Source organism: Kitasatospora sp. NPDC057692 (assembly GCF_042799475.1).
In the GTDB taxonomy this organism is placed as follows: Bacteria; Actinomycetota; Actinomycetes; order Streptomycetales; family Streptomycetaceae; genus Kitasatospora.
Genome location: NZ_JBHVIV010000033.1, coordinates 61,311 through 74,023 on the forward strand (window position 1 = coordinate 61,311; position 12,713 = coordinate 74,023).

A 12,713-nucleotide genomic window follows, 5' to 3' on the forward strand; every position below is an offset into this window, starting at 1 on the left:
CCCTCGCCCTTTCGGACGGCACAGGACCGGACCTGACGCGGCGTCGGTCCGTTGTCGGAGGTCTCCCCTAGCGTCCTGGGCATGACTCCTGTGAGCGCAACACCACCGGTCACCACCACCGTGCTCGCCCACCGCGACGGCAGCGGGCACCCCGCTCTCGGCGGAGCGCCCGTCGCCCGTCTCACCTGCACGCTGCGCGAGGCGCTGCTCGCGCTGGCGGCCCGTCTCGATCCGGCGGGCACCGCGGCCGAACCCGACTGGGCCGTGTGCCTGGCGCTGCGGCTGGTGGTGGCCGGGGCCTACGACACCGCCGAGCCGGGCGAGGAGCCGGGGCTGCTGTACGTCACCCCGCCGGTCGCCGAGCTGGGCAGCCGGCCGGTGTGGCTGGAGCGGACGCGGCCCGCCGGGCCGGTCACCGCCCGGTTCCCGGCCGACCGCTGCTGACCGGCCGCGGCCGACCGGCCGCGGCGAGTGGGCTCAGGCCTTCTTCACCACGCTGGACTTGAGCTGCATGGCACCGAAGCCCTCGATGCGGCAGTCGATGTCGTGGCCGTCGACACCGTCGACCAGGCGGATGTTGCGGACCTTGGTGCCGGCCTTGATGCCGGAGACGCTGCCCTTGACCTTGAGCGCCTTGACGACGGTCACGGTGTCGCCGTCGGCCAGCACGTTGCCCACCGAGTCCTTGATCACCCGCTCGCCGGACGCGGCCTGGCCGTCGCCCGCGGCGGGGTCCCACTCGTGGGCGCACTCCGGGCAGACCATCAGGGCGTCCATCTCGTAGGTGTACTCGCCGGAGCACTGCGGGCAGGCGGGGAGGTTGTCGCTCATGTGATTCAGACTGTCCAGTCGTTCGAGTGATGGTTACCGAGGTGGCGGAAGGCGGGCGGGGAGGGCCGGGGCCGACGGCCCGGTGACGGCGCCGCGCGCCCGCAGATGGGTGCGGGCGTAGGCGATCGCCTCGGGGGTGGTCGCGAAGACGTGGCCGTCCGCGCGCAGCTCGTCGAGGATACCCAGGGCGTCGAGGGGCCGGTGGTGCTCGTCCCGGACGCCGGAGACCAGGACGAGCGTGCCGCGCCGCCGCAGCCGGCCGATCGCGTCGCCGAGGACGGTGGCGCCGCTGGCGTCGACCGCGCTGACCCGGGACATCCGCAGGACGACGACGTCGACCTCGGCGGACTCGGTGAGCTCCAGCAGGAAGCGGTGCGCGGCCGCGAACAGCAGCGGACCGTCGATCCGATAGGCGACGATGTGGTCGGCGAGCAGCGCCTGTTCCTCGTCGTGGTGGTCGGCCGGCGGCAGGTCGGCGTGCAGCGGGACCTGCTCCACCCTGGCCGCCCGCGCGACCGCGGCCAGGGCGAGCACCCCGGAGACCAGCAGGCCGACCACGACTGCGGTGACCAGGTCGAAGGCCAGGGTGGCGGCGGCGGTGAGCAGCAGGACGGCGGCCTCGCCGCGCCCGGTGCGGGCGATCGCGCGCAGCGAGCCGACCTCGACCATCCGCACGGCGGTGGCCAGCAGCACCCCGGCCAGTGCCGCGAGCGGGATCCCGGCGACCAGCGGGGCCGCGGCGAAGACGATCACCGCCAGGACGGCGGCGTGGACGAGGGCGGCCAGGCGCGACGCGGCGCCGGAGCGGACGTTCACGGCGGTGCGGGCGATCGCGCCGGTGGCGGCGACGCCGCCGAACAGCGGGGCGGCCAGGTTGGCCAGGCCCTGACCGAAGAGTTCACGGTCGCTGTCGTGCCGCTCCGAGACGCTCATGGCGTCCGCGGCGGTCGCGGACATCAGGGACTCCAGCGCGGCGAGCGCGGCGACGGCGAGCGCCGAGGTCAGCAGGGCGGGGACGGCCGCCAGGTCGAGGAAGCCGAGCGAGGGCGCCGGGAGGCCGGCGGGCAGGTGGCCGATGGTGGCGACCGGCAGATCGGCGATCGCGGCGGTGACGGTCGCTCCGGCGACGGCGACCAGGGAGAACGGCACCGAGGGCCGCAGCCGTACGCCGATCAGCATCACCGCCGCCACCGCGAGGGTCACGCCGAGCGCCGCCCAGTGCGGTGAGCCGGCGAAGGCGCGCACCGCCTCGGCCGCGACGAGCGCGGGGTTGTCGCCGTCCGGTTTGCCCACCCCGAGCGCCCCGGGCACCTGCTGGAGGGCGATGACGCCGGCAATCCCGAGGGTGAAGCCCTCCACCACCGGCACCGGGACGTACGCCATCCACCGGCCGGCCCGGACCAGCGCGAGCAGGACGAGGATCACACCGGCGAGCAGCCCGACGGTCAGCACGCCGTCGGTCCCGTAGCGGGCGACGATCGGGACGAGGACGACGGTCATCGCCCCGGTCGGGCCGGAGACCTGGACGTTGGATCCGCCGAAGACGGCGGCGAGCGCCCCCGCGACGACGGCGGTGGCCAGGCCCGCTTCGGCGCCGGCGCCGGAGGAGATGCCGAACCCGAGCGCGAGGGGCAGGGCGACGATCGCGACCGTGAGCCCGGCGAGCAGGTCCTTGCGGGGCGAGCGCCCCATGGTGGCGAGGGTCTCCCGGGTGGGCAGCACGGCGCGCAGCCGGCCGAGAGCGGAAGCGGCGATGGTCACCCTGCCTCCTTCTTCCTGTTCCTCACCGGTGCGCGGCGGATCGAGCCGGTCCGACGGCACGCCAGCATGTATGAACATGAAGAATTTTTCAAGTCGCTGATCGGACACCCGCCGGATCCGGACAGTAGCGGCCGGCGCGCGGGTCGGATGCCGGGCCGCGGGTCGGACGTTGCCGGTCCGCGGGTTCGACGGGCCGGTCCGGGCGCCGCACTCAGCGGCGGTGGCGGCCCCGGGGGCGCACGGTCGGGGCGGGGGCCGGCGCCGGCGCCGGGAGGAAGAGGCGGGCGGCCTCGCGGCCGAGGTTGACGCCGATGGCGAGCGCCATGGCCATCGCGCAGGCGTGGGCCACGCCGCGCAGGCCGGCCTCGTCGTCGCCGCGGACGAAGGCGAGCAGCGCGAAGTAGAGCACCGAGCCGGGCAGCAGCGGCCCGAGGGAGGCCGTGACGTGCGGCAGCGCGGGGCTGCCGCGGTGGCGGGCCATCACCTGGCCGGCCAGGCCGACCAGCCCGGCGGCCAGCGCCGCGGCCGCGACCGGCTGCTGGCCCGCGCCGACCATCAGGCCGTACGTCGTCCAGCCGGCCGTGCTGTTCAGCACGACCGCGGGCAGCGCGCCCGGCTCGGTGTTCAGCATCACCGCGAAGGCCAGCGCGACCACGACGGCCGCGATGAGCTGGAGCGGCGGGTTGGAGGCCCCGACCGGGAGGTCCCGGGCCGCCAGGTCGGCGCCGCGGTTGACGCCGACGTAGAGCACGGCCGTCACCCCGATCACCACGCCGGCCATCAGGTACAGCGCCTCGACCATGCGGGCGGCGGCCGTGAGGTAGCAGCCCGCGAGGCCCTCCTGCGCTGCGGCGACCAGGCGCCACCCCGGCAGGAGCGCGTACAGGCCGCCGGTGATCACCGCCGAGCCGCGCAGGTGGAGGCCGTTGAAGGAGAGCAGGATGCCGATCAGCGCGGCCGGCGTCGCGGCCAGCACGAACTGGTAGAACTCCGGGAGGTCGTGGCGCGCCACCAGCACGGCCAGCCGGTCGCCGACCGCGGCCGCGACGAAGGCGCTGGCGAACACCAGTCCGGCGCGGGCGTCGGTGCGGCCGCCGACCAGCACCGTCGCGGCCCCGGCGAGCAGCCCGCAGGCCAGCGCGACGAGCCACCCCGGGTAGCGGTGGCCGCCGCGCAGCCCGGCCGCCAGCCGGCGGTGGGCCTCGTCGACGTCGATCCCGCCCGCCGAGATCATCGTGACCAGCCGGAAGAGCGTCGCCAGCCTGGCGTAGTCGCCGGACGGGCGGCGCACGGACCGCTCGGCCGTCAGCGGCGGCTCGGCCGGGCGGGGCCGGTAGGAGATCGCGACCCGGGTGAAGGTGACCTGCGGGTCGCACGGGTGGACGCCGTAGGCGCGCGCCACGGCGAGCATCGCCGCCTCGACGTCCTCCGCCGCCTCGCCGCTGGCCAGCAGCAGCTCCCCCACCAGGAGGGCGAGGTCCAGCACGGCCGCCACCTCGGCCGGACTCGGCCGGTCCGGGCCGGGGGGCTCGTGGAGCAGCGGGCGGGAGCCGGTGGGCGTGCGGAGCAGCGGCAGCATGCGGTCGGGCCAGGAGGTCGCCCCCGCGCCGGTGACGACCGGGCCGCCCAGGGGCGTGCGGGCCTGGAACGGCACCTTCTCCGGCCGCGCCGAGGACCTGCCGAGTCGGCCGGTCCGGCCGGTCCTGCCCGGTTCCGTGACCTCGGGGGCGTCGGCCGGTCCGGTGGCTCCGGCCGATCCGGTGGCTCCGGTGGCCGGGGCCGGGCCGGCGGGTCGGGGAGGCCGGGGCAGTCGGGAGGATCGCAGAGGCCGGGAAGGTCCAACAGATCCGCCGGGCTCGGCACGTGGGCCCAGCTGTTCGTGTTCCGGCATCGCCGCTCCCTGGCCAGCACCCCCCTTTCGGGTCGCCCAGTGTATGCGAACGACTACCCGCTGCGACCGCCCGGTGAACGCGCCACGCGCACGCAGGCGCGCCGGGGTGGAGTGAGGGCGGACCGTTCGCGCCGGTCCCGTCCGGACGCGCCGCGACCGCCGCCCTCACCCCCGCCGGGGGCGACGGACCGTCAGCCGAGGTGGCGGCCGTCCCGGGCGACCACGCGGCCGCCCTTGACCACCAGGTCGCGCGCCGGGAGGTCGACGACGACCTGCGGGAGGCACTCGCCCGCCAGCAGCATGAAGTCGGCCGGGGAGCCGGGCCGCAGGGTGGCGCGCGGCAGGTCGAGCAGGTCGGCGCCGCCGTCGGCGGCGAGCGCGAAGCAGTCGGTCAGCTCCTGGTCGGTGCGGGCGTCGGTGGTCCAGCCGAGCAGGTGGGCGCGGTGCAGCATGTCGGCGTTGCCGAAGGGGCTCCAGGAGTCGCGCACGCCGTCCGAGCCGAGCCCGACGCGCACGCCGCGCGCGTGCAGCTCGCGGAACGGCAGCACCTGGTGGGCCGAGGGGGCGACGGTGGTGAGGCCGATGCCGGCCTCGGCCAGCCGGTCGGCGAGTTCGGCGAGCCGGTCGCCGGCCAGCTCGGGGACGCAGAAGGCGTGGCTGACCACGACCCGGCCGGCCAGGCCCGCGGCCTTGGTCCGGGCGATGATGTCGCGCAGCGGGTCGAGGCCGCGCTCGCCCCGGTCGTGCAGGTGGACGTCCAGCCGCAGGCCGTGGCGTTCGGCCAGGTCGAAGACGAGGTCCAGCTGGGCGGGGCCCTCGCCGTCGGGGCCGCCGTCGAAGCCGGCCGGGTCGATGCCGCCGACCGCGTCGATCAGCCCGCCGGCGGCCGCCTCGGCCATCAGCTCCCCCGCGCCGGCGGTGCGGCGGACCCCGTGCTGGGGGAAGGCGACCAGTTGGACGTCCAGCGCCCCGGCCAGTCGCTCGCGCGCCTCGGCCAGCCCGGCCACCCCCGCCAGTCCGTAGGCGGGGGCGACGTCGACGTGCGCCCGCACGGCGCGGGTGCCGGACGCGACGGCGTGCGCCAGCAGCCGGTGGGCGCGCTCGGCGAGCGGGGTGCGCTGGTGCCGGTAGAGGTCGACGTCGCCCTGGACGTACTCGGGCAGCGAGCCGGCCGGGCGGCGGCTGTACCAGGGCTCGCCCCAGGCGGTCTTGTCCGGGTGGATGTGCGCGTCCACCAGGGTGGGCAGCGCGATCCGGCCCCCACCCTCCACGACGACCGGTTCGACGCCCTCCGGCAGCCTCTCGACCAGGACGCCGTCGACGGCGATCAGGTCGGCGGGGTGCTCGGCGCCGTACGGGCGGACGTTGCGGAAGACGGTGGCGGGGGTTCCGGCCATGGGGAGTCAACCCTCTCTGCGGGCATGGTCGCTGGGGTGGTGCGGTCGCCGACGGGCGAGGCGGTCCGTCCACGGAGTGTCCGACGACCGTCCAACTGGCGAAACATCCCACCATTTCTTGCAACAGTCTGTTTATCATCTCTGGGTCCCCCGTAGCCCACCCGGAGCCGCTCTCGTATGACCACGCCGCCCACCGCCAAGGCCCCCCGGCCCCATCCGCTGCACGCCCTGCGGGCGTCCGCCTTCGCCATCGGGGCGCTGCTCCTGCTGGCCGCCATCGGCGTGGTGGTCCACCAACCGCTGCTGATACCGCCGATCGCCGCCAGCGCGGCACTGGTGCACGGCGCGCCCGGGCTGCCGATCTCCCAGCCGCGCAACGTGATCGGCGGCCATCTGCTCTCCGCCGCGATCGGCTTCGGCACCCTCGCGGTCACCGGCAGCACCGCCTGGGCCGCGGCGATCGCGGCCGGGCTCGCGCTGGGCGCGATGATGCTCTGCCACCTGTCGCACTCCCCGGCCGTGGCCAGCACCGTGGTCGTGGTCCTGCAGGCCCCGGACCCCTGGCCGTTCCTGCCGCTGCTCGCGCTCTCCACCGTCCTGCTGGTGGCGATCGGCCTGCTGCCGGGCCGGATCGGCGGGCATCCCGTGCGCTACCCGCTGTCCTGGTGACCAGGGGCCGCGACGACGGGCTGCGGGATCATCCGATCGGATGACCCAGGCGTCCACCGAGCGGCTCCGGCAGACGGGCCGAGCCACCGATTCCGCGGCGCGGCCCCGTGGCGCAGGCTGGGAGCCGGCCGCGGCACGCCCGCCCCGGCCCGCCGCCCCCACCCGTGGAGGAGCCCCCTGATGACCGACCGCGCCCTGTCACCGGCCGACCGGGCCCTGCTGGCCGCCGCCCGCGCCGGCGACCTCGACGCCGCCCGCGCCGCACTGGCGGCGGGCGGCGACGTGGCGGCGCGCGACGCCGACGGCCGCACCGCGCTGCTGCACGCCGCCCTCGCCGACGAGGTGCCCGTCGCCCGGCTGCTGCTCGCGGCCGGCGCGGACGTCAACGCGCAGGACGCCCGGCTGGACAGCCCGTGGCTGGTCACCGGGGTCACCGGCAGCGTGGCGATGATGCGGGCCCTGCTGCCCGGCGGCCCCGACCTCGCCCGCCGCAACCGCTACGGCGGGGTGTCGCTCATCCCGGCCGCCGAGCGCGGCCACGCCGGGTACGTCCGGGCCGTACTCACCGAGACGGCCATCGACGTCGACCACGTCAACGACCTCGGCTGGACGGCCCTGCTGGAGGCGGTCATCCTCGGCGACGGCGGCACCGTCCACCAGGAGGTGGTGGACGTCCTGCTCGCCCACGGTGCCGACCCGCTGCTGCCGGACGGCGACGGCGTCACCGCCCGCGCCCACGCCGAACGCCGGGGCTTCCACGGGCTCGCCGCCACCCTGCTCGCGGCGGAGCGGCTGACCGGGGCCACCGCGACCGCCCGGGCCGCCGGCTCCCTCCGGGGGCGGCGATGAGCGCCCGGACCGCCCTCGGGCGCGCCGCCGCCGGCGCCGCGACGGCCCTGGTGCTGCTGGCCGCCTGCGGGGAGACCTCGCCGACGCCTCCGGCCGCCACCGGGCCCGCGACCAGCGCGGCGGCCGGCCCCGGAACGGCCGCGCCCGCCACGCCCGAGCCCACCGCGCCCGCCACCTCGGCCACTCCCGGGACGCCCTCCCCCACCCTCCTCGTCACCGACTTCGGCGCGGACACCGTCACCTTCGTCGACCCCGCCGCCACCGGCCGCGCCGCCGACCTCGGCTCGGTCCGCGTCGGCACCGCCCCGTACGGACTCGCCGTCGGCCCCGACGGCACCGCCTGGGTGGCCACCGCCGAGGGCGTCGCCGTCGTCGACACCGCCACCCGCACCCGCACCGCCCTGATCCCGTACCGGACCCGCACCGGCCCGGCGGCCACGGGCGAGTACCGGGGCGGCGGCATGGGCCTGGCCCTCTCCCCCGACGGCAGCCGGGTCTACGTCGGCGTCAACGTGCCGGAGGGCAACGGCACCCTGGAGGTCGTCGACACCGCCACCCGCGCGGTCACCCAGGTCGTCCCGGTCGGGCGCCGCCCCTTCGACGTGGACGTCTCCGCCGACGGCGGCTCGGTCTACGTCACCGACCACGACTCCTTCGACGTCACCGTGGTCTCCACGGCCACCTGGGAGCCCCGCCGCATCGAGGTCGCCCCGTACGGCACCAAGGGCGGGCTCGGCTCCTGGCTCAAGCCCCACTACACCGCCGTCCGACCCTCCGACGGCGCGCTGCTGGTGCCCTTCGAGGGGGAGCGCCTGGCCGTCGTCGACCCGGCCACCGGCCGGGTCACCGTCGAGCCGATGACCGCCAACACCCACCAGCACGGCGTCGCGGTCGCCCCCGACGGCACCCTCTACGTGGTCGGCACCGGTCCGATCGACCCCGCCGTCGACGCCGGCCCGTCCCTCACCATCCGCCGCCCCGACGGCAGCGAGCGCGTCGTCCCGCTCGACGGCCCGCACGAGACCGTCACCCTCTCCCCCGACGGCCGCACCGCCTACGTCTCCGGCGGCTACACCCGCGAGGGCGGCTGGAACGGCCTCACCCTCGTCGACACCGCCACCGGCGGCACCACCCGCCTGCCCGTCGGCCGCCTCCCGCTGGCCGTCGCCGTCCTCCCGGCCCCGCCCGGCCGCTGAGGAGAGCCGCCGGATCCTCCGGGTCCCGAACGCCGCACCCGCGTGCGGGCCGGGCCCGTCGCCCCCGCCCCCCACGCGGGGCCGGTCAGGGTAGCCCTGGGCACTGTGCGCGCCACCGGCCGGACAGACACCGTCCGTCGGGTAACCCCAGAAGTACATCGAGAAGCACTTCTGACAGAACCGCCAATTGCGCTGCTGGGTCGGGGTCTCCGGGACGTCGTGCGGGAGGGTGAAGTTGTAGCCCTGGGCACTGTGCGCACCGCCCGCCGGACAGACACCGTCCGTCGGGTAACCCCAGAAGTACATCGAGAAGCACTTCTGACAGAACCGCCAATTGCGCTGCGCGGTGGGGGTTTCCGGGAGGTCGTAGGGCAGGATGAAGTTGTAGCCCTGGGCACTGTGCGCACCACCGGCCGGACAGACACCGTCCGTCGGATAGCCCCAGAAGTACATCACGAAGCACTTCTGACAGAACCGCCAGTTGTTCTGCGTGGCGGCCAGCCTCGCCTGGCCGGGCGCCGGAGCGGCCTCGGCCCGGGCGAGGCCGGCGATCCCCGCCAGGCCGAGCGCGGTGGCGCCGACGGCGCCGCGCAGGAAGCTCCGCCGACCGGATCCGGCGGTCGAGCGCGCTGCGGACGTACCCGACTGATCCATTGTTCGTCCTCCGTTGAGCGTGCCGTGGGAAGTGCACCGCGCATCGGGCGCGGCCCGGGAAATGGTCCCGTCGGGGGTCGGGGGCGTCAACGATGATTTCCACGGGTTTACGGCAGCGGGAATTCCCCTGCGCCGCCGGACGATTGGCCGCCGCAACGCCAGTGGCGGGTGGGGGAAGTGATTCCACTGAGCCGCGTGCAGCCGCGTCGTCCACGCCCCTTCCCGCCTTCTCGCGCGGGCGCCAACCCCCCTCCCGGCGCGCACGGCGGGCATGTGCCACCGAAGCGCCGCCGCCGGTCCCCGCCGCCTCCCGGCGCATCCGATCGGAGGGGTCCACTCCGGTTCCATTGACGTTAATAATGCCCAGTATTAACCTTGGCCGCATGGCAAGGACGTCGGCGGGCCACGAGACCCGCGAGAGGCTGCTGCGGGCGGCGGAGGAACTCTTCGCGACCCGGGGCGTGGAGGCCTCGCTGACCAAGGACATCGTCCGGCTGGCCGGACAGGGCAACCCGTCCGCCGTGCAGTACCACTTCGGCTCCCGCGAGGGCCTGCTCGACGCGATCATGGCCGCCCGCCAGGAACGCACCGAGCTGGCCCTCGCACCGCGCCTGGCGTCGCTCGCGGACGCGGACCTGCCCGCGCTGCTGGACGCACTGGTCGCCGCCGAGGCCACCGAGCTGCACACCGACCAGGGCCGGCGCTGCCTGCGGATCTCCGCTCAGATCAGCCACAACAGCGGTGTCCGCACCCGGACCCCCCACCCCACCCTGGCGGGCGGCGGCTACTGGCGGCTGATCGAGCTGGCCGAGGCGCGGATCTCCGCGCTGCCGGAGCCGATCCGGCTGGAGCGGCTCGACCTGGTCCTCACCCTGATCGGCGCGGCGCTCGCCGACCGCGCGCAGCAGTACCTCACCGGGGCCGAACCGCTGACCGACGAGGAGACCTTCCTCGCCGACCTGGTGGCGGTGTCCGCCGCCATGCTCTCGGCCCCCGCCCCCACCCCCCGAAGGAAGACGTCATGAACGACCTGACCGGCAAGACCGTCATCATCACCGGAGGCGCCCGCGGCCTGGGCGCCGAGGCCGCCCGCCTGGCCGTCGCGGCCGGCGGCAACGTGGTGATCACCGACGTGCTGGAGGAGGACGGCAAGGCCACCGCCGCCGAACTCGGCGAGCGGGCCCGGTTCGTCCGGCACGACGTGACCTCCGTGGAGGACTGGCAGCGCGTGGTGGACTTCGCCGTGGCGGAGTTCGGCGCGGTGCACGGCCTGGTCAACAACGCGGGCATCTCCACCGGCACCCCGCTGGTGGAGGAGAGCGTCGAGCACTTCCGCAGGGTCCTGGACGTCAACCTGACCGGGGTGTTCATCGGCATCAAGACCGTCGTCCCGGCGCTGCGCGCGGCCGGCGGCGGCTCGATCGTCAACATCTCCTCAGCGGCCGGCCTGATGGGCCTGGCGCTGACGGCCGGCTACGGCGCCTCCAAGTGGGGCGTGCGCGGCCTCAGCAAGATCGGCGCCGTCGAGCTGGGCGCCGAGCGGATCCGTGTCAACTCGGTGCACCCGGGCATGACGTACACGCCGATGACCGCCTCGGTCGGCATCCAGCGCGGGGAGGGCAACTACCCCAACACCCCGATGGCCCGCGTCGGCGAGGCCCCCGAGATCGCCACCGCCGTGGTGTTCCTGCTCTCCGACGACGCCTCCTACGTCACCGGCGCCGAACTGGCCGTGGACGGCGGCTGGACCACCGGCCCGACCGTCAAGTACGTCATGGGCCAGTAGGCGTCATGGGCCGGTAGGCGTCACGCGCCCTCCGCGGGTCCGACCGGTCCGGTCGGGCCCGCGGGGGGCGTCGGTGCGCCCGTCGGGGGTCAGCTCCGGGGCGCCGCCCTGACCAGTTCGGCGAGGTGGACGGCGGCGGCGGAGGTGGTGCAGCAGTTCGGCGAGGAGGTGCTCCCGCACTTCCCCGCCCTGGCGTCCGCGGCGCCCGCGCAGGCCGCCTGGTGACGACGCCCGGCCCCCTCCCCCCGTCCCGCAGGACGAGCGGCGGCCTCTTCGGCAGGACGGGCCTCAGCCGGCGCCGTGCAGCAGCACCGGGAGGGTGCGGTGGCCGTTGGAGATCAGCGACTCGACGGGCCGCAGGTCTGCGTCCGGGGCGAGGGTCAGGTTCGGGAAGCGGTCGAAGAGCCTGCTCAGGGCGGTGCGGCCCTCCAGGCGGCCGAGCGGGGCGCCGAGGCAGAAGTGCACGCCGTGGCCGAAGGCGAGGTGGTCCTTGTCCAGTCGGGCCACGTCGAAGGCGGCGCCGTCCCGGTACCGGGAGGGGTGGCGGCCGGCGGCGGCGTAGGAGGCGAGGATCGCCTCGCCTCGGCGGACGGTCACCCCGCCCGGCAGCTCGATGTCCTCCACCGCGTAGCGCAGCGGAAGGTGGGCGACGGGCGCGTCGCGGCGCAGCGTCTCCTCGACCACGTCCTCCCAGGAGACCTTGCCCTCGCGCACCAGGGCGAGCTGGTCGGGGTGGGTGAGGAGGTTGGCTATGCCGTTGTCGATCAGGTTGACGGTGGTCTCGTAGCCGGCCGAGACCACCAGCAGCAGGGTGTCGATCAGCTCCTGTTCGCTCAGCCCGGCGTCGGCTCCCCGGCCGCCCGACCCGGTCCCGGTGTCGGCCTCGGCCTCGCAGGCGTCGATCAGCGCGGAGGTCAGGTCGTCGCCGGGCTCGCGGCGCTTGGCGGCGATCAGCTCGCGGGTCATCGCGTAGAAGGCCGCCGCGTTGGCCTCCGACTCCTCGGGGGTGAGCGTGGTGTCGAAGGCGCCGTCCACGTGGGCCCGGAAGGGTCCGACCAGTTCGTCGGGCAGGCCGAGGAGTTGGGCGATGACCTGGATCGGCAGCGGGTAGGCCAGGCGCTCGCGGAGGTCGACCGGCGTGCCGGGCGGCGCGGCGGCGAGGTCGTCCAGTAGGGCGTCCGTCAACTCCTCGACGCGCCCGGCGAGCTCGTTGATGCGGCGGGCGGTGAAGGCGGTGCCGACCAGCCGGCGCAGCCGCCGGTGGTCCGCGCCGTGGGCGGTGAACATGCTGCGCACGGTCACCCACAGGGCCAGCGGCCAGGTGGTCGCGATCTCGGACAGCTGGGGCCAGTGCCGATGGCCGTCCTTGGACACCCGGGGGTCCTTGAGCAGTTCCTCCAGCAGGTCCGGGTCGGCCACCGCCCAGGCCTTCACCCCCAGGACGTCGACGGGCGTCGCCGGTCCGCGGGCGTGCAGTTCGGCGGTCTCGGCGTCGCGGTCACGGCCGGTCGGGTCCAGCACGAGACGGTCCACGGGGGCTCCTTCGATCGGACGGCGCAGGCGTGCGGCGCGCGGCACCGGCCGCGCACGGGGATGAGCATGCCGCCGCGCGTGCGCCGCGTCGAGAGGGCCTCTCGGGTGCGGATGGCACCGTTCCACGGGACCATCCGAACATCCGC

11 protein-coding genes are annotated in these 12,713 nt (G+C 75.6%); 6 read left to right on the forward strand and 5 right to left on the reverse strand.

Annotated elements, in window-relative coordinates:
* The first annotated feature begins 81 nt into the window (after window positions 1-81).
* Window positions 82-444 carry a hypothetical protein gene (locus ACFVFS_RS20190; protein WP_380625957.1) on the forward strand — a complete coding sequence of 121 codons (363 nt, stop codon included), beginning with the start codon at window positions 82-84 and terminating at the stop codon, window positions 442-444.
* Window positions 445-477: 33 nt separating this feature from the next.
* Here ACFVFS_RS20190 and ACFVFS_RS20195 read toward each other — a convergent pair whose 3' ends face one another.
* The 4 genes from ACFVFS_RS20195 to ACFVFS_RS20210 all read right to left on the reverse strand — a co-directional run bounded on the left by ACFVFS_RS20195 (window position 478) and on the right by ACFVFS_RS20210 (window position 5,880).
* On the reverse strand, window positions 478-831 hold the full coding sequence (locus ACFVFS_RS20195) for a zinc ribbon domain-containing protein YjdM (protein WP_376092674.1): 354 nt from the start codon (window positions 829-831) through the stop codon (window positions 478-480).
* Between the two features lie 33 nt (window positions 832-864).
* Window positions 865-2,523 (reverse strand): SulP family inorganic anion transporter, encoded by a 1,659-nt coding sequence (locus tag ACFVFS_RS20200; protein ID WP_380625981.1) that lies wholly within the window; start codon window positions 2,521-2,523, stop codon window positions 865-867.
* Between the two features lie 280 nt (window positions 2,524-2,803).
* Entirely contained in the window at window positions 2,804-4,246 is a 1,443-nt protein-coding gene (locus tag ACFVFS_RS20205; RefSeq protein WP_380625958.1) for a threonine/serine exporter ThrE family protein, read from the reverse strand.
* 428 nt (window positions 4,247-4,674) lie between these two features.
* Window positions 4,675-5,880, reverse strand: coding sequence for an amidohydrolase (locus ACFVFS_RS20210; RefSeq protein WP_380625959.1), 1,206 nt, complete (start codon window positions 5,878-5,880; stop codon window positions 4,675-4,677).
* A gap of 177 nt (window positions 5,881-6,057) precedes the next feature.
* Between ACFVFS_RS20210 and ACFVFS_RS20215 the strand changes: the two genes are divergently transcribed.
* From ACFVFS_RS20215 to ACFVFS_RS20235, 5 genes are all read left to right on the forward strand, one after another.
* Window positions 6,058-6,549, forward strand: coding sequence for an HPP family protein (locus tag ACFVFS_RS20215; protein WP_380625960.1), 492 nt, complete (start codon window positions 6,058-6,060; stop codon window positions 6,547-6,549).
* A 180-nt stretch (window positions 6,550-6,729) separates the two neighbouring features.
* A complete protein-coding gene (locus ACFVFS_RS20220) occupies window positions 6,730-7,398 on the forward strand; it encodes an ankyrin repeat domain-containing protein (RefSeq protein ID WP_380625961.1) in 669 nt (222 codons plus the stop codon).
* Window positions 7,395-8,594, forward strand: coding sequence for a YncE family protein (locus ACFVFS_RS20225; protein ID WP_380625962.1), 1,200 nt, complete (start codon window positions 7,395-7,397; stop codon window positions 8,592-8,594). Before ACFVFS_RS20220 ends, ACFVFS_RS20225 begins: the two co-directional genes overlap by 4 nt.
* Before the next feature lie 1,037 nt (window positions 8,595-9,631).
* Window positions 9,632-10,273, forward strand: coding sequence for a TetR family transcriptional regulator (locus ACFVFS_RS20230; RefSeq protein ID WP_380625963.1), 642 nt, complete (start codon window positions 9,632-9,634; stop codon window positions 10,271-10,273).
* A complete protein-coding gene (locus ACFVFS_RS20235; RefSeq protein WP_380625964.1) occupies window positions 10,270-11,034 on the forward strand; it encodes a glucose 1-dehydrogenase in 765 nt (254 codons plus the stop codon). Before ACFVFS_RS20230 ends, ACFVFS_RS20235 begins: the two co-directional genes overlap by 4 nt.
* A 288-nt stretch (window positions 11,035-11,322) precedes the next feature.
* Here ACFVFS_RS20235 and ACFVFS_RS20240 read toward each other — a convergent pair whose 3' ends face one another.
* Window positions 11,323-12,567: a cytochrome P450 gene (locus ACFVFS_RS20240; protein ID WP_380625965.1), complete on the reverse strand. Its 1,245-nt coding sequence runs from the start codon at window positions 12,565-12,567 to the stop codon at window positions 11,323-11,325.
* Window positions 12,568-12,713: the final 146 nt, after the last annotated feature.